We start from the raw sequence: 19,764 nt of genomic DNA, 5'->3' as shown, positions 1-19,764 counted from the left end.
CTCGCTTCTCGTGCGCTATTTGGACACGGGCGACGGGGCAAATCCGGACAACGCAAAGGCCGCACGGAAGCGGGTTCCATGCGGCCTGATACGGCGGTCTCAGCAGGTGGTCAGTACGTCGGCGCCTGACCCTCACGGTCGTAGAACGGCCGTGCCTGGGCGCGCAGCCACATCGCGACGGGATCGTGCTCGTCGGCGAGCGCGACCGTGCACACCGGTACGCCCTCGGGCACCGCCCCCACGGACTGGCGCATCATCTCGCGCACCGACTCCAGCGCGGGCACGGAGGCGTCGTAGAGGTCGAGGCCCACGGCGAGGTAGGGCGAGCCGAGCACCGGCTGGACCCAGGCGCGCCGCAGCGAGCGCACGGCGGGCGTGCGGTGGGCGTGCTGGGTGAGGAGCCCGTAGAACTGCGGGAGCTCGATCGATGGCTCGGACAGCCGCAGCGGCCCGGCGGGCATCCGGTCCAGGCCCGTGGCGATCCGGCGCAGGTCGGCCCAGGGAATGCCGAGGCCGCCGCCCTGGGCGTGCGGATTGAGCCACAGACCCCAGCGGTCCGGGTAGAGGGCGCGGGCGACGTCGCGCCCGGTCACCACCTCGTAGCCGCGGTTCCAGCCGCTGGCGGCCAGCTCCTGCGGGGAGGTCACGCAGGGCGCGTACCCGAGCCCCTCCACCTCCATGCCCCCGTACTGGGCGTCCGGCGAGCCGGACTGCCCCTGCCACAGCAGCATCCACAGCCGGCCCTCGGCCAGCCCCTGGAGCAGCTGCTCGTAGCTGTCGTAGCGCCCGGGTGTCACCTGGCGCAGCATGTGCTCGACCTGCCCGGCCGCGGCCGTGCCTGACGCACTCACCCGGTACCCCTCTTCGTCCGCCCGTCGTCCACGCGTACCCCCGGGCCACGCGTGCGTCCGGGCAATGCGAACAGCTTAAGCGCGACTACGGCAGGTAGAACGGGCGCACGCGCTCACGGATCCAATCGGCCACCGGGTCCTCGACCGCGTCGAGGAGGATCAACTGCACCTGCCAGGGCGGTTGGACCCGCCCCAGGGCCCGTCCCAGGGCGTCCATCGGGGCGTTGCGGTGCTCCGGTTCCCATCCCAGCAGGCGGACACCGACGTACAGCTGCGGGGCCGCGCCCTCGACGCTGGCCAGGCAGCGGTGGGCGGCGGCGACCACCCCGCTGGCCCGGAACTCCTCGGCGGCGGCGGCCAGGAAGTCCACGGGGTCCTCCTGCCAGTCCGGCTCGTACAGCCGGACCCGGCCGCCCGTGGCCGGGCCGTCCAGCTCGCTGCGGCCGGTCCGGCAGAGCAGTGCCACGGCGGGCGGCGGCAGCGGGACGCCGACGGCGCCCTCGGGGTTCACGGCGATGCCGAGCTGCGGGGGCAGGCCGCGGGCGAACTCGACGGCGGGTGCGACGACGAAGTCCATGCCCGTGCCCACGCAGGCCAGGAACTGCGCCTCGGAGCTGTAGACGGGCGCGTAGGCGTCGCCGCCGATGTCCATGGTCGCCAGGGTCAGGCTCCCCGCGTCGGGGCCGCCGCCGGCGGGCAGCGGTACCCAGACGTGGCTGCGGGCCAGGGTCTCCAGGATCCGCGGTCCGGCCTGCGGGTCGCCCATCGCCGTGCCCAGGACCGCTTCGAGTTCGTTGGCCGGCCAGCCACTGCCCTGCATGCCCGTGTCTCCCCGTGTGTACGGTCGCGAAGGCCGCCGCGGCGCCGGTCCGTGGACCGGCGGCCCGTGGGCCCTGTCACCGGTGAGGCTAATGCGTCCCGGGCCCGGAGCCGAAGCCGATCCGGGTCACCCGGGCCGCCGCCGCCCGGTCGAGCAGGACGGCGGAGGCGCAGCCCGCCGGCAGCCGGCCCGCCTCGGCCTCGCGCAGCAGCCGGGTGACCGCGCCGCGGTGCCGGGCGAAGGCGTAGCGCGACACTCCGCGCCCCCGGGCCGCCTGCCCGGCCAGTGCCTCCTCGGCGGTGGCGTCGAGCAGCACCAGGTGCAGGGCCCGGCCGCGGCGGCGGGCGGCCCCGGCCAGCAGCGCCCGTACCCAGGTCTGCGTGCCGCAGTCGTGGACGACGGCGGAGTCCCCCGAGCGCAGCACCCGCCACAGCCCCCAGTAGTGCGCGGCGCGCACCAGCGGGCGGTAGACGGCGTACGGCAGGGCCCGGGGCATCCGGTGCTCCCAGCGCTCGCGGGCGTCCTGGGAGTCGATCCCGCCGCCCGCGACGGCCCGCTTGATGAGGGTGCTCTTGCCGCCGCCGGGCAGGCCGGACACGACGACGATGTCGCCTTCGGCGAAGCCGAGGCGGGCCGGGCCGCGGCTCGCGCTCCCCCGGCCGCGCAGGTCCCGCACGGCGGCCGCGGGGGCCGCTCCGGCGGCGGCCGCGACCCGTGGTCGGTGCCCCGGCTGGACCGGTACGGCGCCCACCGGCGCACCCGCTCCCGCCACCGTCCCGGCCGCCGCTCCTGCCGTCGTCCCCGCCGCCGCGCCGAATCTGCGCACAGTGATCGCCTCCCCCGGATCGGGTCACCAGGACCCTTGCCCCCTGAGTGTAAAGAGACGGTAATGCGGCGGACATGGTTCCGGTCGGGTCATCGCGCCGGATCGGGAGCCGGAGCGGGAGCGGAAGCCCGAGCGGAAGCCCGAGCGGGAGGACGGCCGCAAGCCGGAGCGGGAGGACGGGCCGGGGTACGGGTCACGACCGGGACCCGCACGCCCATTCACGGCCGGGCCGTGCAATGATGTGCGCCATCTGGACCCAACTGCATAAAGGCCGCTTGAATCCGCGCGGGAGAGTCCCGGGAGTTGCTCCGCACCCCGGGCGCCGAAGGAGCAAGACCCTCCCTTGAATCTCTCAGGCCCCGTACCGCGTGGATGAGGCAGATCTGAAAAGCGAGCCGCACCGCCTTCTGGCCGGTGCGCTCCACCCAAGGTGCAAGTCGAGGAACTCTCGGCGAACCTCTCAGGTTCCGATGACAGATGGGGAGGATCATCCTCGTCATGTCATGCCCTGTCGACGCCCCGGGACCTGGGAGCCACACCCATGAGCACTGCCCCCCGCCTGACCGCCCTTGACGCGCTGCACCGATCCCTCGGTGCGACGATGACCGACTTCGCGGGCTGGGACATGCCGCTGCGCTACGCCAGCGAGCGCGACGAGCACAACGCCGTGCGCACCCGGGCCGGCCTCTTCGACCTCTCCCACATGGGCGAGATCACGCTGACCGGCCCCGAGGCCGTCAAGGTCCTCGACTTCGCCCTGGTCGGCAACATCTCCACCGTCGGAGTCGGCCGCGCCCGCTACACGCACATCTGTCGCGAGGACGGCGGCATCCTCGACGACCTGATCGTCTACCGCCTCGGCGAGACGGAGTTCATGGTCGTCGCCAACGCCTCCAACGCCCAGGTCGTGCTGGACGCGATCACCGAGCGCGCCGCCGGCTTCGACGCCGAGGTCCGCGACGACCGCGACGCCTACGCCCTGCTCGCGGTCCAGGGGCCGGAGTCCTCCGACATCCTGAAGTCGCTCACCGACGCCGACCTCGACGGGCTGAAGTACTACGCCGGTCTGCCCGGCACGGTCGCCGGGGTGCCCGCGCTGATCGCGCGCACCGGCTACACCGGCGAGGACGGCTTCGAGCTGTTCGTCTCCCCCGAGCACGCCGTGGAGCTGTGGCAGGCGCTGACCAAGGCGGGCGAGGGCGTCGGCCTGATCCCCTGCGGCCTGTCCTGCCGCGACACGCTGCGCCTGGAGGCGGGCATGCCGCTGTACGGGCACGAGCTGACGACCGCGCTGACCCCGTTCGACGCGGGTCTGGGCCGGGTCGTGAAGTTCGAGAAGGAGGGCGACTTCGTCGGCCGCGCCGCCCTGGAGACCGCCGCCGAGCGCGCCGCCTCCGCGGCCCCGCGCAAGCTCGTCGGCCTGATCGCCGAGGGCCGCCGGGTCCCGCGCGCCGGCTTCCCGGTCGTGGCCGACGGCCAGGTCATCGGCGAGGTCACCTCGGGCGCCCCGTCCCCGACGCTGGGCAAGCCGATCGCGATGGCCTACGTCGACGCGTCGCACGCCGCACCGGGCACCTCCGGCGTCGGCGTGGACATTCGCGGTACGCATGAGCCGTACGAGGTCGTGGCCCTGCCGTTCTACAAGCGTCAGAAGTGACGCTTCCCCCCATCGGGAAGCCCGCTCCGCGCACCACGACGGACACCGCGGACGTCACGGCGCACCTCGCGCCGGGCGTCGCGCCTCGTCACACCCCTGTTCATCAGCACTCCCCCGCATCCAGGAGAATCAGGTCATGAGCAACCCCCAGCAGCTGCGTTACAGCAAGGAGCACGAGTGGCTGTCGGACGCCGTGGACGGCGTCGCGACGGTCGGCATCACGGAGTTCGCGGCCAACGCGCTCGGTGACGTCGTCTACGCACAGCTGCCCGCCGTGGGCGACCAGGTGACCGCGGGCGAGACCTGTGGCGAGCTGGAGTCGACCAAGTCCGTCAGCGACCTGTACTCCCCCGTCACGGGCGAGGTCGTCGAGGCCAACCAGGACGTCGTGGATGACCCGGCCCTGGTCAACACCGCTCCGTTCGAGGGTGGCTGGCTGTTCAAGGTGCGCCTCGCGGGCGAGCCGGAAGACCTGCTCAGCGCGGAGCAGTACGCCGAGCTCACCCACTCCGACAACTGACCCCAGGGGATCCTGATGTCTGTTCTCAACACCCCGCTGCACGAACTCGACCCGGACGTCGCCGCCGCCGTCGACGCCGAACTCGTGCGCCAGCAGTCGACCCTGGAAATGATCGCGTCGGAGAACTTCGCTCCGGTCGCCGTCATGGAGGCCCAGGGCTCGGTCCTGACCAACAAGTACGCCGAGGGCTACCCCGGTCGCCGCTACTACGGCGGCTGCGAGCACGTCGACGTGGTCGAGCAGATCGCGATCGACCGCATCAAGGCGCTGTTCGGCGCCGAGGCCGCGAACGTGCAGCCGCACTCCGGTGCGCAGGCCAACGCGGCCGCGATGTTCGCGCTGCTGAAGCCGGGCGACACGATCATGGGCCTGAACCTGGCCCACGGCGGTCACCTGACCCACGGCATGAAGATCAACTTCTCCGGCAAGCTCTACAACGTGGTTCCGTACCACGTCGACGAGACCGGTCGGGTGGACATGGCCGAGGTCGAGCGCCTCGCCAAGGAGTCCAAGCCGCAGATGATCGTCGCGGGCTGGTCCGCCTACCCGCGCCAGCTGGACTTCGCCGCCTTCCGCCGCATCGCGGACGAGGTCGGCGCGTACCTGATGGTCGACATGGCGCACTTCGCCGGTCTGGTCGCCGCGGGCCTGCACCCCAATCCGGTGCCGCACGCCCACGTCGTCACCACCACCACGCACAAGACCCTCGGCGGTCCGCGCGGTGGCGTGATCCTGTCCACGCAGGAGCTGGCCAAGAAGATCAATTCCGCGGTCTTCCCGGGTCAGCAGGGCGGCCCGCTGGAGCACGTGATCGCGGCCAAGGCGGTCTCCTTCCTGGTCGCGGCCTCGCCCGAGTTCAAGGAGCGCCAGGAGCGCACCCTGGAGGGCGCGAAGATCATCGCCGAGCGCCTGGTGCAGGAGGACGTCACCAAGGTCGGCGTCTCGGTGCTCTCCGGCGGTACGGACGTCCACCTGGTCCTGGTCGACCTGCGCGACTCCGAGCTGGACGGCCAGCAGGCCGAGGACCGGCTCCACGAGATCGGCATCACGGTCAACCGGAACGCCGTCCCGAACGACCCGCGGCCGCCGATGGTCACCTCGGGCCTGCGGATCGGCACCCCGGCCCTGGCCACCCGCGGTTTCGGCGCCGAGGACTTCACCGAGGTGGCCGAGGTCATCGCCGCCGCGCTGAAGCCCGAGTTCGACGCCGAGGACCTCAAGGCGCGCGTCTCCGCGCTCGCCGCGAAGTTCCCGCTGTACCCGTCGCTCTAGTGTGTCCGGAGGGTCCGGTCCTGTTTTCCACAGGCCCGGGCCCTCTTTGACGACCAAGGTCCCAGACGGGTGTGCCTTTCTGCCTATGAAATAGCCAAATTACGGCAAATAGGCTTCATGTAAAGGCGCGGCAGCAGCCAGCCAGGCATCCCCCGTCAGGACGGACACCCCATCTCATGGACATGAGCGCAGCGAACAGGAAGGGACTCAGTCTCTTCGCGCTGATCATGATCGGCATCGGTTCGATCTTCGGCTCCGGCTGGCTCTTCGGAGCGGGTACGGCGGCCCAGGTCGCGGGCCCGGCGGCGCTCGTCGCCTGGGTGATCGGCGCCGTCTTCATCGGCATGATCGCCATGTCCTACGCCGAGGTGGGCGCCGCCTATCCGATCCCGGGCGGCATGGCCCGCTACGGCCACCTCTCGCACGGTCCGGTGCTGGGCTTCATCACCGGCTGGGCGGTCTGGATCGCGGTCGCCTCGCTCATCCCGATCGAGTCGATCGCCGCGACCCAGTACATGTCCTCCTGGAGCTTCGCCTGGGCCAAGGACCTGGTCGACGCACAGTCCCACCAGCTGACCACCTTCGGCATGCTGGTCGCCCTGGCGCTGACCGTGCTGCTGTGGCTGTCCTGCTACTGGTCGGTCCAGCTGCTGGCCCGGATCAACGCGGGGCTGACCCTGGTCAAGTTCGCCATCCCGGTGCTGGCCGTGATCGCGCTGGTCGCCTCCGGCTTCCACACCGAGAACTTCACCGCGCACGGCGGCTTCGCGCCGAACGGCTGGTCCGCCGTCCTGACGGCCGTCACCACCTCGGGCGTGGTCTTCGCCTTCAACGGCTTCCAGGCCGTGGTCAACCTCGGCGGGGCCGCCAAGAACCCCGGTCGCGCCATCCCGATCGCCCTCGTCGGCGCGCTGTCGCTGGGCCTGGTCATCTACCTGGCCCTGCAGGCCGCCTTCCTGGGCGCCGTACCGCCCGAGCACCTCGCGCAGGCCGGCGGCTGGGCCGGAGTGAACTTCAACTCCCCCTTCGCCGAACTCGCCAAGCTGTTGATGATCCACTGGGTCGTGGTGATGCTCCAGTTCGGCGCCTTCATCTCGCCCGCCGGCTCGAACATCGCGAACGTGGCCTCGGCCGCGTACATGGTGCAGAACCTCTCCGAGACCGGCTTCTTCCCCAAGAGGCTCAAGCAGACCCACCCCGTCTACGGCACCGCCCGGCCCGCGATGTGGCTGAACCTCGGCTTCTCCGTCCTGCTGCTGGTCACCGTCGGCCACAGCTGGAAGACCCTGGCCCCGATCATCTCGGCCGCCATGGTCATCTCCTACCTGATCGGCCCCATCGCGGTCGGCGTCTTCCGGGTCACCAAGCCCGGCCTCAAGCGGCCCTTCCGGCTGCCCCTGGCGGCCGTGCTCTGCCCGCTGACCTTCGTCTTCGCGGCCTGCGCGCTGTACTGGTCGAAGTGGCCGAACACCGGCATCGTGACCGCCCTGACCCTGGTGGCGGCCCCGATCGCGGCGGTCGTACTGGCCCGCAAGGGCGAGAAGGACCTGGTCAAGCAGTTCGCCCCGGCCTGGTGGATCGTCGTCTTCCTGGGCTGCCTGTCCCTGCTGTCCTACCTGGGCAGCACCGACTTCGGCGGCACCGGCCGGATCCCGGACGGCCTGGACATCGCCCTGGTCGCGGGCATGGCCCTCGCCGTCTACTACTGGGCCGTGCGGGCCGGCATCAAGGCCCACCGGGACGGGCTCCCGGGCCCGGACCCGGTGCTGGACGCCGACCCTGACGCGGGCGACCCCGCCGCGGAGCAGAGCGCCGCCGACGACCGGGGACGTGAGCTGTCGCACGCCTGACCCTTCTGTGACCCGTCCGACAGCCGAGCCGTTCACCTCACCGCGTTAAGCTCGGCTGTCGGACAAAATCCGAACAATCCACCTCTCCTGCCCCCTCCCACCCCACGAGCAGACAAGGGAGTCCGCCACCGTGGCCATCTCCGTCTTCGACCTTTTCTCCATCGGCATCGGCCCGTCCTCGTCCCACACGGTCGGTCCGATGCGCGCCGCGCGCATGTTCGTGAACCGGCTGAAGAAGGACGGTGTCCTCGCCCAGACCTCCTCCGTACGGGCCGAGCTCTTCGGCTCGCTCGGCGCCACCGGGCACGGCCACGGCACCCCCAAGGCCGTCCTGCTCGGCCTGGAGGGCCACTCCCCCCGCTCCGTGAACGTGGAGACCGCCGACGCCGAGGTCGAGCGGATCCGCCAGAGCGGTCGGCTGCGCCTGCTGGGTGCGGAAATAGGCGATGGCCACGAGATCGACTTCGACGAGCCGAACCAGCTGATCCTGCACCGCCGCCGGTCGCTGCCGTACCACGCGAACGGCATGACCCTCTTCGCCTACGACGAGACGGGCAACCCGCTGCTGGAGAAGACCTACTACTCGGTCGGCGGCGGGTTCGTCGTGGACGAGGACGCGGTCGGCGAGGACCGGATCAAGCTCGACGACACGGTGCTGAAGTACCCCTTCCGCTCCGGTGACGAGATGCTGCGGCTCGCGAACGAGAGCGGCCTGTCGATCTCCTCGATGATGCTGGAGAACGAGAAGGCCTGGCGCACGGAGGAGGAGATCCGCGAGGGCCTCCTGGAGATCTGGCGCGTCATGCAGGCCTGCGTCGCGCGCGGCATGTCCCGCGAGGGCATCCTGCCGGGCGGTCTGCGGGTCAAGCGCCGCGCCGCGGGCACCGCCCGCCAGCTGCGCGCCGAGGGCGACCCGCAGGCGCACGCCATGGAGTGGGCGACGCTGTACGCGATGGCCGTCAACGAGGAGAACGCGGCCGGCGGCCGGGTCGTCACCGCCCCCACCAACGGCGCGGCGGGCATCATCCCGGCGGTCCTGCACTACTACATGAACTTCGTGCCCGGCGCCGACGAGGACGGCGTGGTCCGCTTCCTCCTCTCGGCGGGCGCCATCGGCATGCTGTTCAAGGAGAACGCCTCGATCTCCGGCGCCGAGGTCGGCTGCCAGGGCGAGGTCGGCTCGGCCTGCTCGATGGCGGCGGGCGCCCTCGCCGAGGTGCTGGGCGGCACCCCGGAGCAGGTGGAGAACGCGGCCGAGATCGGCATGGAGCACAACCTGGGCCTGACCTGCGACCCGGTCGGCGGTCTGGTGCAGATCCCGTGCATCGAGCGCAACGGCATGGCGGCCGTCAAGGCCGTCACCGCGGCGAAGATGGCGATGCGCGGCGACGGCAGCCACAAGGTCTCCCTCGACAAGGTCATCAAGACCATGAAGGAGACCGGCGCCGACATGAAGATCAAGTACAAGGAGACGGCCCGCGGCGGGCTCGCGGTCAACGTCATCGAGTGCTGACCAGGACCTGATCCCGAACGACGGCGACCAGCCCAGATGCACCCCTTATGGACAATCCAGACCGCATAAATGGCGGGAAACATTTGTTTGAAATGGATTGATCATGCTTGAGGGGGAACCACCGCGTCTGGGCTGGTTTCTTCATGATCCGGTACGCAAAAGTGGGGCCTGCGACGTTGCACGCAGCACCCGGCGGTCGGCCAACCGTCTTGGACCACACGCCTTTTGCTCACTGGAGGACTCGATCATGGCAAGCATCCGCACCATCCGCGTGATGGCGGCGCTCGCAGCGCTCCCCCTCGCCGCCGCCCTGTGCACGGGCGTGGCGCAGGCCGACAACGGAGCCGGCGCGGCCAACGCGTCGAACGCGGCCGTCGCCAGCATCCTCGGCAGCGGGGTGGGCGGCAGCAACACCGGCAACTCCTCCACCGCGCAGCAGGTCGCCACCGGTTCCGGAGCCTCGAACCAGAACAACACGGCCCAGTCGAACGGCTCCGGCTTCACCGCCATCGGCCAGTCCAACACGCACGAGTCCGTGGTCTTCAACCCGGTCCCGTAACGCGCACGACCGCCCCCGGGGCCCGGTCCGCATCGGCGGGCCGGGCCCCGGCCCGTGCGCCGCGTGCAACCGCGAGGCCGTATGGCGTGTCTTCCACGATGACACTACTGTCCCCACATCCGAAGAATCGGGGGACGTCATGCTGGACCACCTCATACGCTCCGTCCGCAACTCAGTCCACTCGCTGCGGCGCGGTACGCGCCCCGGCTCCGTCCACCGGCGGCGGCTGGCGGCCGTCACCGCCGGGTTGCTCCTCACCGCCGGACTCGGCCTCGCCGTACCGGCCTCCGCCTCCGCCACCCAGACACCGCTCGTGACCAATGCCCGCTGGGGCGGGCACTGCACCTACGACCGGATCGTCATCGACCTCCAGGGCTACGTCCCCGGGGTCACCGTCACTCCCGTCTCCGAGCTCGTCTACGACGGCTCCGGCAAGCCCGTCCCGCTCGCCGGGACGTACTTCCTGGAGATCCGCCTGCACCCGGCCCAGGCGCACGACGACGCCGGGCACTCCGTCTACACCGGCCCCAAGCTCCAGAAGATCTACCTCAGCAAGCTCAAGGGCCTCGCCTTCACCGGCGACTTCGAGGGGTACGTCACCTTCGGCGCCGCCTTCGACACCGCACCGCAGTTCACCACCTCCACGCTCCACAACCCGGAGCGCTTCGTGGTCGACATCGCCCACCCGAACGTCTGCTGAGACGGCTCCGGGTGCCGCGCGCACCTGAACGACGGCGCCGCCGACGGCCCGTTGCCCCTGGTCAGGTAGGGTCAACGGGCCTTGGTGTACGGGAAACCGGTGGGAAACCGGTGCGGCCCTCGCCACTGTGAACGGGAAGTCCGGCGCCACCCTGCGGGGAGCCACTGGACCGGGCGGGAGACCGCCCGGGCCGGGAAGGCGGCGCCGCGGCATCAGCACCCGTGAGCCAGGAGACCGACCGGGGTGCGTTGTTCCATCCACGAGGTGCTGGAGAGGTCTCCCTACACATGCATATAGCCGAGGGGTTCCTACCCCCTTTGCACGCGGCCGCCTGGGGCGTCGCGTCCGCCCCCTTCGTCGTCCACGGAGTGCGCGCCCTGACCCGCGAGGTCAAGGCGCATCCCGAGAGCACCCTGCTGCTCGGGGCGTCCGGTGCGTTCACTTTCGTCCTGTCCGCCCTGAAGATCCCTTCGGTGACGGGCAGTTGCTCGCACCCCACCGGGACGGGGCTCGGTGCGATCCTGTTCCGCCCGCCGATCATGGCGGTGCTGGGCACGATCACCCTGTTGTTCCAGGCCCTGCTGCTGGCCCACGGCGGGCTGACCACGCTCGGCGCGAACGTCTTCTCGATGGCGATCGCGGGCCCCTGGGCCGGATACGCCGTCTACCGCCTGCTCAAGCGGTTCGACGCGCCCCTGATGGTCTCGGTCTTCTGCGGCGCCTTCTTCGCCGACCTGATCACCTACTGCGTGACCAGCGTGCAGCTCGCGCTGGCCTTCCCCGACCCGGCGTCCGGCTTCGCGGGCTCGCTCGCGAAGTTCGGCGGGATCTTCGCCGTCACCCAGATCCCGCTGGCGGTCAGCGAGGGCCTGCTCACCGTGCTCGTGATGCGGTTGCTGATGCAGTCGAGCAAGTCGGACCTGGTGCGGCTCGGCGTGGCCAAGCTGACCGGCGCCCGCACCACCGCGCGCAGCGAGCAGGGGACGGCCGTCCGATGACCAGGAACGCGAAGATCAACACCCTGCTGCTGCTCCTGGTGGCGGCGCTGGCGGTGCTCCCGATCGCCCTGGGCCTCGGCGAGGGCAAGGAGGAGCCGTTCGCCGGCGCCGACGCGCAGGCGGAGACGGCGATCACGGAACTCAGGCCGGACTACGAGCCGTGGTTCTCCCCGCTGTACGAACCCCCCTCCGGGGAGGTCGAGTCGGCGCTCTTCGCCCTCCAGGCGGCGCTCGGCGCGGGCGTGCTCGCCTACTACTTCGGGGTGCGCCGCGGGCGCCGTCAGGGCGAGGCCGCCGGCGCGGGCCACGGGGACGACCAGAGCTCCCGGGGCGCGTGAGGCGGTGCTGCCCATCGACGCCGCGGCGCACAGCAGCCGCTGGCGCCGCCGACACCCCCTGGAGAAGGCCCTGCTGGGGCTCGGGCTGACCGTCACCGCGGTCTGCCTGCCGCCCTGGCCCGGCGGACCCCTGGTGGCCGCCACCACCCTCGCCGTGCTGCTCGGCCCGGCGGGGGTGCCCCCGCGGCAGTTGTGGCGGGCCTTCCGGATCCCGCTCGGGTTCTGCTTCACCGGGGCGGCTCCCCTGCTGCTCGCGGTGGGCGGCCCGGCGGGGCTGGTCTCCCTGGCCCCGGACGGCCCGCGGCACGCCGTCGAACTGCTGCTGCGCACGTCGGCGGCCTCGCTCGGCGTGCTCCTGTTCGCCTTCACCACCCCGGTCTCGGACGTCCTGCCCCGGCTGGTGCGGGCCGGGGTGCCGGCGCCCGTCGTCGACGTGGCGCTGGTGATGTACCGGATCGGCTTCCTCCTGCTGGACTCCCTCGCCCAGGTCCGCCGGGCCCAGGCCGCCCGGCTGGGCCACAGCGGCCGGGCCGCCGCCTGGCGGTCCGTGGCGGGGCTGGCGGCGACCGCCTTCGTCCGCGCCTTCGACCGCGCGTCCCGGCTCCAGAGCGGGCTGGCGGGGCGCGGCTACGACGGCACGCTGCGGGTGCTCGTACCGCAGTCCTCCCCGTCCTGGCGGTTCCTGACCGCGTCGGGAGCCCTGCTCGCCGCGCTGGTCGCCGTCACCCTCGCCTCGAAGGGCTTCGTCTCGTGAACGTACCCGTGGAACCCGAACCGCTCGTCCGGCTGGCGGGCGCGGGCTACGCCTACGAGGACGGGCCCGCCGTGCTGTCCGGCGTGGACTTCCCGATCGCCCCGGGCCGGGCCCTGGCCCTGCTGGGCCGCAACGGCAGCGGCAAGACCACGCTGATGCGCCTGCTCAGCGGCGGGCTGCGCCCCGACGCGGGCGAGCTGCACCTGGACGGGGCGGTGGTCTCGTACGGCCGCGCCGGACTGACCCGGCTGCGCAAGGCCGTGCAGCTGGTGGTCCAGGACCCGGACGACCAGCTCTTCGCCGCCTCCGTGGAACAGGACGTCTCCTTCGGCCCGATGAACCTGGGGCTGGCGGTGACGGAGGTGCGGGACCGGGTCGACGCGGCGCTGGCCGCCCTCGACATCACCGCACTGCGGGACCGGCCGACGCACCTGCTGTCCTACGGCCAGCGCAAGCGGGCCGCGATCGCGGGCGCCGTGGCGATGGCCCCCCGGGTGCTGATCCTGGACGAGCCGACGGCCGGACTCGACCCGGACGGCCAGGAACGGCTGCTGGAGGCCCTGGCGGGCCTGCGCGCGGCCGGGACGACCGTGGTGATGGCGACGCACGACGTGGACCTCGCCGTGCGGTGGGCCGACGACGCCGCGATCCTGACCCCGACCGGCATCCGCCTCGGCCCGGCGCAGACCCTGCTCTCGGACCCCGAGCTGCTCGCCTCGGCGGGCCTGCGCGCCGCCTGGTCCCCGTCCGTGACGGCCCTGCTGCGCGCCCACGGCCTGCTCTCCCCGCAGACCCCGGGCCCCACGACCCCGGAGGCCCTGGCCGCCTGGCGCTGAGCGGCGCCGGGGGCGGCGCCCGGTCCGGGCGAACCTAGGATGACCGCATGTCGCTGCCGCACGCCATCCTCACCGCGCTCCTGGAGAAGCCCAGTTCCGGACTGGAGCTGACCCGGCGGTTCGACAAGTCGATCGGGTACTTCTGGTCGGCCACCCACCAGCAGATCTACCGCGAGCTGGGGCGGCTGGAGGAGGGCGGGCTGATCCGCGCGCTGCCGAGCGAGCAGCCCGTGCGCGGCCAGCGCAAGGAGTACGAGGTGCTGGCGGCCGGGAGCGCGGAACTGGCGCGCTGGATCGGGGAGAGCCAGGATCCCAAGCCGATCCGGGATCCGCTGCTGCTGCGGGTGCGGGCGGCCGGGGTCGTCGGGGTGCGCGGGCTGGGACCGGAGCTGCGGCGCCACCTGGAGCTGCACCGGCGTCAGTTGGCGCAGTACCGGGCCATCGACGAGCGGGACTTCCCGCCGGGCCGGGACGCCGACGAGGACCGGGTGCGGCGGCTCGTGCTGCACGGCGGGCTCGCCCTGGAGACCTTCTGGCTGAGCTGGCTGGAGGAGGCCGTGGCCGAGGTGGACCGGCTGTCCGCGGAGCCCGCCGAGGAGCCCCGCGAGGGCCCCGAGGGGCCGGCGGCGGAGCCCGGCGGGCGTGCGATGGAGCCCGGCGGTCGCTGACGCGCCTGGCCCCGGCAGGTGGGGCGCAGGCGCGTGCGGTACCTGACCTGGACTACTTGTTCAGGGAGGCCCAGAACTCGTCGAAGCTCATCTGGCCGTCGCCGTTGGCGTCCTTGCTCGCGACGATCGCGTCCGCGACCGCACCGGTGACGTACGCGTCGCCCATCGCCTTCATGGCCGCGCTGTACTCGTCGGCCGAGACGAAGCCGTCGCCGTCCGCGTCGAAGCGGTCGAACGTCGCCCGCGCGCTCTCGATGTCCGCCATGGGTCCACCCCTTCTTGGTGCTTGTTGACCGGCTCAGGGTAGCCGCCCCCGGAGCCGTCTTCCGCCGGGGGGCCCGATCGAGCGGTCGATAGAAATTCGATTACCCCGGAGTAAGGCGGAAGCAACAATTCCAGCCAACAAATCGGACCCCCACTTGTCACGCTCCGGGATCACGGCATAACGTACCGACATTGCCGCCACACCAGGAGCGCAGGGCTCCCAGGGACAAGCGGCAACAAGGGCGTTCACACAGGTGACGATCACAGCTGACGCATCATTCGAAGTTCTGCCCTTCACCCGTACCTGCCGCCACATCTGGGAAGATGGCGACCATGTGCTGATTGGCGTAAGTCCTGGTAACAGCTACTTCACCGCCGAGCGCATCAGCAGCCTCACCCAGTGGGCCACGACCCGCTTCGCGCAGGTCGACTTCGTCTACGCGGACCTCCACGTGGACCGGATGTTCGCCGCCTTCGGTTACACACAGGAGCACGCCGAGAAGCGTGCCGCCAAGGAGATCAAGGCGGTCCGGAGACGGATCTTGAAGGGCGTCGGGGAATCAGCTCCCCAGGACGCCGAGATCCGGGTGAGGGCACTCTCCGAATTCCAGGGCAACCCGGTGTACGAACTCCTGCACCGGCGCGTGCTGCATTTCCTGGAGACCGACGACGAATTCCGCAAGGGGTGCGAGGAAATGGCACTCCACTTCGTGGGTTCAAAACTCCCCGAGGGCGAATCCATCACCGACGAGCAGTTGCAGGTCTGTTTCGACTACATGGCCGCCGAGCTGCCGTTCTTCCTCGACACCCCGAGCATTCTCGGAGTGCCCTCCTCCGTCGCGGCCTACCACGTCAAGATGCCGCTGACCGATGTCCTCTACGCACGCGGCGGGGGCCTTCGCGCCACCCGCAACCAGGCCTCCGCCGTCGTACGGCCCGAGGTCGTCGCGAGCACCACGCACAGCGCACACACCGCACCAACCGAAGGGACCGTCGATGAGCGTCGAGCAGCTTGAGGGCACGGAGGACACGGCGGTCCTCGACTTCCCCCTCTCCCGGCGCGGCGACGTACTGCCCGAGGAGTGCACGTGGCTGCGCGAGAAGGCCCCGGTCGCCAAGGTCCGCACCCTCACGGGCGACCCGGCCTGGCTGGTGAGCAGCTACGCGCTGGCCAAGCAGGTGCTGGAGGACGAGCGCTTCAGCCTCAAGGACACCGCGAACGCCGGGGTGCCCCGCCAATACGCGTTGACGATCCCCCCCGAGGTCGTCAACAACATGGGCAACATCAACAGCGCCGGGCTGCGCAACGCCGTCATGAAGGCGCTCAACCCCCGCCAGAAGGGGCTCCAGGACTGGCTGGCCGCCAAGGCCGGCGAGCTGATCGACCAGATCGTCGCCGAGGGGGGCCCGGCGGACCTGCGGGCGGGGTTCGCCGACCCCTTCTCCGCGGCGCTGCACTGCCAGGTGCTGGGCGTGCCCTTCGAGGACTGGCGGCGGCTGATGTCGGGGCTGGACGTCGCGTTCATGACCGCGCGCGAGCCCTTCGCCGACTCGGCCCTCAACTGGTACAAGGACGTCGGGTACTTCTCCGACGCGCTGCGGGCGCAGCTGGCGCTGCCGGCCGAGGAGCGTACGGGGCTCCTCGGAAAGTTCGCGGAGCTGAAGGAGGCCGACCCCGAATCGGCGCACCTGACCGACGACATGTTCGCGACGGTGGCCGTGTCGCTCTTCGGCGCGGGCGCGGTCTCCACCTCGGCCTTCCTGGTGCTCGCGATCCTCGCGCTGCTCCAGAAGCCCGAGCTGATCGGCTACCTGCGCGCCCACCCGGAGCGCATGGGCAAGGCCGTGGACGAGCTGCTGCGGTGGAACCTGTCCGTCGGTGACGGGCTGCCGCGCATCGCCCTGGCGGACGTCCAGGTCGGGGACGTACTGATCAAGGAGGGCGAGCTGGTCCTCGTGCTCCTCGAAGGCGCGAACTTCGACCCGGAGGCCTTCGAGCGGCCGGACGAGCTGGACCTGGAGCGCGACGCACCGAACGCGAACCTGGCCTTCGGCGCGGGGCGGCACTTCTGCCCGGCGTCGGCACTGGGCCGCGCCCACGCCGAGATCGCGCTGTCGGTGCTGGTCGACCGGCTGCCGCAGCTGCGGCTCGCGGTGCCGGCCGAGAACCTGGTCTGGCGCACGGGCTTCATCAAGCGGCTCCCGGAGCGGCTCCCCGTCGCCTGGTAGTCGCGGCCGCCGCACATGACGGTGCCCCGGAGGTCGGCGGACCTCCGGGGCACCGTCACGTGCGGGCGCGTCAGCGGAAGATGCCGGTGTGGCCGAGCGAGTAGCGGCCGGGCTGCGGGTAGACGGCGAGGCCGTGCGGGCCGCTGCCCACGGGGATGCGGGCGAGCTGCTCGCCGCTCTTCGTGTCGATCGCGTAGACCTCGGAGTTGTAGCGGCCCGAGAGCCACAGCACCTTGCCGTCGGCCGAGACGCCGCCCATGTCGGGGCTGCCGCCGTCGGGCAGGTCCCACTTCTTGGTCAGCCGGTTCTGCTTGAAGTCGAAGACGGAGATGCTGCCTTCGCCGCGGTTGGAGACGTACATCTCCCGGGAGTCACGGCTCACGTACAGACCGTGGCAGCCCTTTCCGGTGGGCAGCAGCTTGGGGGTGTCGAAGGCATCGCCGCTGAGCACCCACATGCCGTGCGCCATCATGTCCGCGACGTAGAAGGTCTTTCCGTCCGGGGAGACCTTGACGTCCTGCGGCATCGCTCCCTCGAAAGGCAGTTTCTGCTGCCCGACGACCTCCATCTTCTCGGTGTCGACCTTGAGGAGTTCACCGGAGAACTCGCAGGAGACGATGAAGTACCGGCCGTCCGCGGAGAAGTCGGCGTGATTGACGCCGAAACAGGTCACCGGGACGGTTTTCACGCGATCCATGGTGTGCGGGTCGCGGAAGACCAGCTCCTTGTCCATGGAGGCCATGACGATGGCGTACTTGCCGTTCGGCGTGAAGTACAGGTTGTAGGGGTCGTGCACCTCGACGGGCTTGCCCGCCTCGCCGGTGGCGGGGTCGATCGGGGTGAGCGTGTGGCCCCGGTTGTTGTTCACCCACAGGGTCTTCATGTCCCAGGAGGGCACGACGTGCTGCGGCTGGACGCCGACCGGGATGGTCTCGATCACCTTGTACGTCGCCGGGTCGATGACGGACACCGTGTTGGAGCTGGTGTTCGGCACGTAGACCCGGGACGGGAAGTTCTTGACCACGGGCGAGAGCTTGTTCGGCCGGTCGGCCGCGTACACGTCGTCGGGTGCGAGCAGGGGCGGCATTCCGGCCAGCCCCGGCGGCGCGGCCGGAACGGCCTTCACGGGCTTGGCGGGCCCGCCGGAGCCGAGCGCCTCGGGCGTGCCCTTGTCGGCCGCTCCGCAGCCGGCGAGGGCGGCGAGGACCAGTCCGGCGAGCAGCACGGTGGCCTTCCGGGGAAGGCGGTGGGTCGTCATGAGGTCAGCAGCTCCGTGGTGGTCACCGCGCGCAGTTTGCGGCGCGCGAGGTCTTCGAGGAGGGGTGGCAGCGCGTCGACCGTGTCCGCGTAGCCGAAGTGCAGGCTCACCACCGATCCGCCGAGGATCGGCCCGGTGACGTTGCGGATGACGGCCGCGGCGCCGGGTGAGGTGAAATCGAGGGAGTCCACGTCGTAGGAGAGGACGTGCGGGTAGCCCGCCCGCCCGGCGAGGGTGCGCACCAGCGGGCTGGCGTACTGGGTCTGGGAGGGGCGGAACCAGGTGCCGATGGACCCGGTGAGCCGCTTGAGGCGGTCGGCGCAGCCGGTGATCTCGGCGTAGGCCTCCGCCTCGGGCAGGGTGTTGATCGCGAGGTGGCGCTGGGTGTGGTTGCCGAGTTCGTGACCTCCGTCCAGGATCCGGCGCGCCATCTCCGGGTGGGTGTCGAGCCAGCTGCCGATGGCGAGTACGGTCACCCGCGCCCCGGCCCTCTCGGCCTCGGCGAGGACCGCGCGGGCGATGGCGGGCTCCCCGTTCCCGTGGAAGGTGAGCGCCACCTTGGGGCTGTCCCGGGCTCCGTGGCCGATCTCGACGGGCTGGCCGGCGAAGCGGCGGGGGGCGGGGGCCCGAGCGGGCGCGGCGGCCCGTCGGGTGGCGGGGGGCGGGGCCGCGGGCGGGGCGGCGGAGCGGCCCGTCCCGCAGGCGGCGGTGAGGGCCCCGGCGGCGACCGCCGCTCCGGCGCGCAGGGCCGTACGACGGTCTGGGTAGCAGAGCACCTGCCCATTTAAGGGGTGGTTGGCCCTGAAGGTAATGATTGACCCAATTCGGGCCGTTGGTACAGGCAGCCCGGCCGACAGGCTGTCCACTATGTGATCAACGATTTACGCAGAGCAGTCAATATTTATTCACTGATTGCGAGGTGAGTGGCCCACCTCACCTAGGATTTAGGTGGAAAGTCTTAGGATATGCACACTTATGCCCGACTTGGGACTTTTGGCATTTGGGCCCTCATCTGCCATAGTCGGAACCACGGCTTCCCCATTGACCCGAGCGAAGTCGCCGGCCGAGGATCACACCCCCTTCGATCCTCGGCTCACTCATGAAGCCCCCGAAGCGCCGCACTACGGCGACAGGGGGCTTCTGCGTTGCGGGGACGGGGCGGCGGGGCGGCTCAGCGGTCGGACACGCGCATCTCGAACCAGGTGGTCTTGCCCCGGGGTAAGAGGTCGGCGCCCCAGCGGTCCGAGAGCTTGTCGACCAGGAACAGGCCGCGACCGGTGGTGTCCATCTCATGGACCGGCATCAGGCAGGGCAGGCCGCGCGAGGGATCGCGCACCTCGATCCGGATCCAGCCGCGGCGGCGCAGCATCCGCAGCCCGAAGGAACGGGCCCCGGTGTGCCGGACCGCGTTGCCGACCAGTTCGGAGACGAGCAGGACGGCGTGCTCGGCGGTCTGCGGGGACAGCCCCCACAACCGGGCCGCCACGCACTGGGTGAGGCGGCGGGCGATCGCCGCGGACTCGGGGAGCGAGGGCAGGGTCACCTCGCCGTCGGCCGGACTGCCGTACAACTCCACTGCTTTCAGGCCCTGTTCGTCCTCCAGAGCCGCCGTCGGTCGCACGGCGGAAGCGCTGCTGCGCTGCCGCGGCTGTTCCACACCCTCCAGGCCCGCCATGCACCCATCATGAAGGGCGAAGCAGCCCCTCGGAGCGGTTCCGCGCGAAAACGCCCCCTCGGAATGCTTCATTCCGGGGGGCGTCCTGTCATATGCCGAAGGCAATCAGAGGGCCATTACACCCCCCTCACCTGCGATGACTCACCGCTGCGAGATCATCACCCACAGTGGATCTC

Annotated in this window: 21 protein-coding genes and 2 riboswitches; of the genes, 14 read left to right on the top strand and 7 right to left on the bottom strand. The window is 71.1% G+C overall.

Annotated elements, in window-relative coordinates:
* Window positions 1-110: 110 nt before the first annotated feature.
* The 3 genes from ACIQWR_RS03125 to ACIQWR_RS03115 all read right to left on the bottom strand — a co-directional run bounded on the left by ACIQWR_RS03125 (window position 111) and on the right by ACIQWR_RS03115 (window position 2,497).
* Window positions 111-851, bottom strand: coding sequence for an enhanced serine sensitivity protein SseB C-terminal domain-containing protein (locus ACIQWR_RS03125; RefSeq protein ID WP_404004723.1), 741 nt, complete (start codon window positions 849-851; stop codon window positions 111-113).
* An 85-nt stretch (window positions 852-936) separates the two neighbouring features.
* Window positions 937-1,671, bottom strand: a complete 735-nt coding sequence (locus ACIQWR_RS03120; RefSeq protein ID WP_399262924.1) for an enhanced serine sensitivity protein SseB — start codon at window positions 1,669-1,671, stop codon at window positions 937-939.
* 88 nt (window positions 1,672-1,759) lie between these two features.
* The gene (locus tag ACIQWR_RS03115) at window positions 1,760-2,497 is read right to left on the bottom strand and encodes an AAA family ATPase (RefSeq protein ID WP_404004719.1); all 738 of its coding nucleotides are present in this window, start codon (window positions 2,495-2,497) and stop codon (window positions 1,760-1,762) included.
* A gap of 276 nt (window positions 2,498-2,773) precedes the next feature.
* A riboswitch (glycine riboswitch) is annotated at window positions 2,774-2,874 on the top strand.
* A gap of 164 nt (window positions 2,875-3,038) precedes the next feature.
* On the opposite strand from ACIQWR_RS03115, the gene gcvT reads away from it, so the two are divergent.
* The 12 genes from gcvT to ACIQWR_RS03055 all read left to right on the top strand — a co-directional run bounded on the left by gcvT (window position 3,039) and on the right by ACIQWR_RS03055 (window position 14,162).
* Window positions 3,039-4,154 (top strand): glycine cleavage system aminomethyltransferase GcvT, encoded by a 1,116-nt coding sequence (gene gcvT / locus ACIQWR_RS03110; protein ID WP_404004717.1) that lies wholly within the window; start codon window positions 3,039-3,041, stop codon window positions 4,152-4,154.
* Between the two features lie 136 nt (window positions 4,155-4,290).
* Window positions 4,291-4,674 carry a glycine cleavage system protein GcvH gene (gcvH, locus tag ACIQWR_RS03105; protein ID WP_399262920.1) on the top strand — a complete coding sequence of 128 codons (384 nt, stop codon included), beginning with the start codon at window positions 4,291-4,293 and terminating at the stop codon, window positions 4,672-4,674.
* Between the two features lie 15 nt (window positions 4,675-4,689).
* Complete coding sequence (gene glyA / locus ACIQWR_RS03100; protein ID WP_399262918.1) at window positions 4,690-5,946, top strand: serine hydroxymethyltransferase; 1,257 nt, start codon at window positions 4,690-4,692, stop codon at window positions 5,944-5,946.
* 176 nt (window positions 5,947-6,122) lie between these two features.
* Window positions 6,123-7,796, top strand: a complete 1,674-nt coding sequence (locus ACIQWR_RS03095) for an APC family permease (RefSeq protein WP_404004714.1) — start codon at window positions 6,123-6,125, stop codon at window positions 7,794-7,796.
* A gap of 130 nt (window positions 7,797-7,926) precedes the next feature.
* A complete protein-coding gene (locus ACIQWR_RS03090) occupies window positions 7,927-9,309 on the top strand; it encodes an L-serine ammonia-lyase (protein ID WP_385779595.1) in 1,383 nt (460 codons plus the stop codon).
* A gap of 247 nt (window positions 9,310-9,556) precedes the next feature.
* Window positions 9,557-9,868 (top strand): hypothetical protein, encoded by a 312-nt coding sequence (locus ACIQWR_RS03085; RefSeq protein WP_404004711.1) that lies wholly within the window; start codon window positions 9,557-9,559, stop codon window positions 9,866-9,868.
* Window positions 9,869-10,007: 139 nt separating this feature from the next.
* Window positions 10,008-10,568, top strand: a complete 561-nt coding sequence (locus ACIQWR_RS03080; protein WP_404004709.1) for a hypothetical protein — start codon at window positions 10,008-10,010, stop codon at window positions 10,566-10,568.
* 41 nt (window positions 10,569-10,609) lie between these two features.
* Window positions 10,610-10,826: riboswitch (cobalamin riboswitch) on the top strand.
* Between the two features lie 29 nt (window positions 10,827-10,855).
* Window positions 10,856-11,566, top strand: a complete 711-nt coding sequence (locus tag ACIQWR_RS03075) for an energy-coupling factor ABC transporter permease (protein ID WP_404004707.1) — start codon at window positions 10,856-10,858, stop codon at window positions 11,564-11,566.
* Window positions 11,563-11,904, top strand: coding sequence for an energy-coupling factor ABC transporter substrate-binding protein (locus ACIQWR_RS03070; RefSeq protein ID WP_404004704.1), 342 nt, complete (start codon window positions 11,563-11,565; stop codon window positions 11,902-11,904). The genes ACIQWR_RS03075 and ACIQWR_RS03070 overlap by 4 nt, the downstream gene beginning before the upstream one ends.
* 4 nt (window positions 11,905-11,908) lie before the next feature.
* Window positions 11,909-12,658 (top strand): cobalt ECF transporter T component CbiQ, encoded by a 750-nt coding sequence (gene cbiQ / locus ACIQWR_RS03065; RefSeq protein ID WP_399262906.1) that lies wholly within the window; start codon window positions 11,909-11,911, stop codon window positions 12,656-12,658.
* Window positions 12,655-13,494, top strand: coding sequence for an energy-coupling factor ABC transporter ATP-binding protein (locus tag ACIQWR_RS03060; protein ID WP_404004700.1), 840 nt, complete (start codon window positions 12,655-12,657; stop codon window positions 13,492-13,494). The genes cbiQ and ACIQWR_RS03060 overlap by 4 nt, the downstream gene beginning before the upstream one ends.
* A 47-nt stretch (window positions 13,495-13,541) precedes the next feature.
* Window positions 13,542-14,162 carry a PadR family transcriptional regulator gene (locus tag ACIQWR_RS03055; RefSeq protein ID WP_404004698.1) on the top strand — a complete coding sequence of 207 codons (621 nt, stop codon included), beginning with the start codon at window positions 13,542-13,544 and terminating at the stop codon, window positions 14,160-14,162.
* 52 nt (window positions 14,163-14,214) lie between these two features.
* Here the strand turns inward: ACIQWR_RS03055 and ACIQWR_RS03050 are convergent, their stop codons facing one another.
* Complete coding sequence (locus tag ACIQWR_RS03050) at window positions 14,215-14,427, bottom strand: EF-hand domain-containing protein (RefSeq protein WP_354379979.1); 213 nt, start codon at window positions 14,425-14,427, stop codon at window positions 14,215-14,217.
* Window positions 14,428-14,680: 253 nt separating this feature from the next.
* Between ACIQWR_RS03050 and ACIQWR_RS03045 the strand changes: the two genes are divergently transcribed.
* Window positions 14,681-15,442 carry a tRNA-dependent cyclodipeptide synthase gene (locus ACIQWR_RS03045; RefSeq protein WP_404004696.1) on the top strand — a complete coding sequence of 254 codons (762 nt, stop codon included), beginning with the start codon at window positions 14,681-14,683 and terminating at the stop codon, window positions 15,440-15,442.
* Window positions 15,423-16,655, top strand: a complete 1,233-nt coding sequence (locus ACIQWR_RS03040) for a cytochrome P450 (RefSeq protein ID WP_404004694.1) — start codon at window positions 15,423-15,425, stop codon at window positions 16,653-16,655. Before ACIQWR_RS03045 ends, ACIQWR_RS03040 begins: the two co-directional genes overlap by 20 nt.
* 70 nt (window positions 16,656-16,725) lie before the next feature.
* Here the strand turns inward: ACIQWR_RS03040 and ACIQWR_RS03035 are convergent, their stop codons facing one another.
* The 3 genes from ACIQWR_RS03035 to ACIQWR_RS03025 all read right to left on the bottom strand — a co-directional run bounded on the left by ACIQWR_RS03035 (window position 16,726) and on the right by ACIQWR_RS03025 (window position 19,588).
* Window positions 16,726-17,913 carry a YncE family protein gene (locus ACIQWR_RS03035; protein ID WP_404004691.1) on the bottom strand — a complete coding sequence of 396 codons (1,188 nt, stop codon included), beginning with the start codon at window positions 17,911-17,913 and terminating at the stop codon, window positions 16,726-16,728.
* Window positions 17,910-18,689 (bottom strand): polysaccharide deacetylase family protein, encoded by a 780-nt coding sequence (locus ACIQWR_RS03030; RefSeq protein WP_404004690.1) that lies wholly within the window; start codon window positions 18,687-18,689, stop codon window positions 17,910-17,912. Before ACIQWR_RS03030 ends, ACIQWR_RS03035 begins: the two co-directional genes overlap by 4 nt.
* 395 nt (window positions 18,690-19,084) lie before the next feature.
* Window positions 19,085-19,588 carry an ATP-binding protein gene (locus ACIQWR_RS03025; protein WP_399262891.1) on the bottom strand — a complete coding sequence of 168 codons (504 nt, stop codon included), beginning with the start codon at window positions 19,586-19,588 and terminating at the stop codon, window positions 19,085-19,087.
* Window positions 19,589-19,764 lie beyond the last annotated feature (176 nt).

The organism is Streptomyces sp. NPDC098789, assembly GCF_044759975.1.
Classification (GTDB): domain Bacteria; phylum Actinomycetota; class Actinomycetes; order Streptomycetales; family Streptomycetaceae; genus Streptomyces.
This window is presented reverse-complemented; position numbering and strand designations above follow the sequence as displayed.

Bases quoted from the DNA above. Each gene is read 5' to 3' on its own strand.
- glyA (WP_399262918.1), top strand. From the start codon at position 4,690: ATGTCTGTTCTCAACACCCCGCTGCACGAACTCGACCCGGACGTCGCC.
- gcvT (WP_404004717.1), top strand. From the start codon at position 3,039: ATGAGCACTGCCCCCCGCCTGACCGCCCTTGACGCGCTGCACCGATCC.
- ACIQWR_RS03075 (WP_404004707.1), top strand. From the start codon at position 10,856: ATGCATATAGCCGAGGGGTTCCTACCCCCTTTGCACGCGGCCGCCTGG.
- ACIQWR_RS03055 (WP_404004698.1), top strand. From the start codon at position 13,542: ATGTCGCTGCCGCACGCCATCCTCACCGCGCTCCTGGAGAAGCCCAGT.
- ACIQWR_RS03040 (WP_404004694.1), top strand. From the start codon at position 15,423: ATGAGCGTCGAGCAGCTTGAGGGCACGGAGGACACGGCGGTCCTCGAC.
- ACIQWR_RS03080 (WP_404004709.1), top strand. From the start codon at position 10,008: ATGCTGGACCACCTCATACGCTCCGTCCGCAACTCAGTCCACTCGCTG.
- ACIQWR_RS03025 (WP_399262891.1), bottom strand. From the start codon at position 19,588: ATGGCGGGCCTGGAGGGTGTGGAACAGCCGCGGCAGCGCAGCAGCGCT.
- ACIQWR_RS03035 (WP_404004691.1), bottom strand. From the start codon at position 17,913: ATGACGACCCACCGCCTTCCCCGGAAGGCCACCGTGCTGCTCGCCGGA.
- ACIQWR_RS03095 (WP_404004714.1), top strand. From the start codon at position 6,123: ATGGACATGAGCGCAGCGAACAGGAAGGGACTCAGTCTCTTCGCGCTG.
- ACIQWR_RS03085 (WP_404004711.1), top strand. From the start codon at position 9,557: ATGGCAAGCATCCGCACCATCCGCGTGATGGCGGCGCTCGCAGCGCTC.
- ACIQWR_RS03050 (WP_354379979.1), bottom strand. From the start codon at position 14,427: ATGGCGGACATCGAGAGCGCGCGGGCGACGTTCGACCGCTTCGACGCG.
- ACIQWR_RS03070 (WP_404004704.1), top strand. From the start codon at position 11,563: ATGACCAGGAACGCGAAGATCAACACCCTGCTGCTGCTCCTGGTGGCG.
- gcvH (WP_399262920.1), top strand. From the start codon at position 4,291: ATGAGCAACCCCCAGCAGCTGCGTTACAGCAAGGAGCACGAGTGGCTG.
- ACIQWR_RS03120 (WP_399262924.1), bottom strand. From the start codon at position 1,671: ATGCAGGGCAGTGGCTGGCCGGCCAACGAACTCGAAGCGGTCCTGGGC.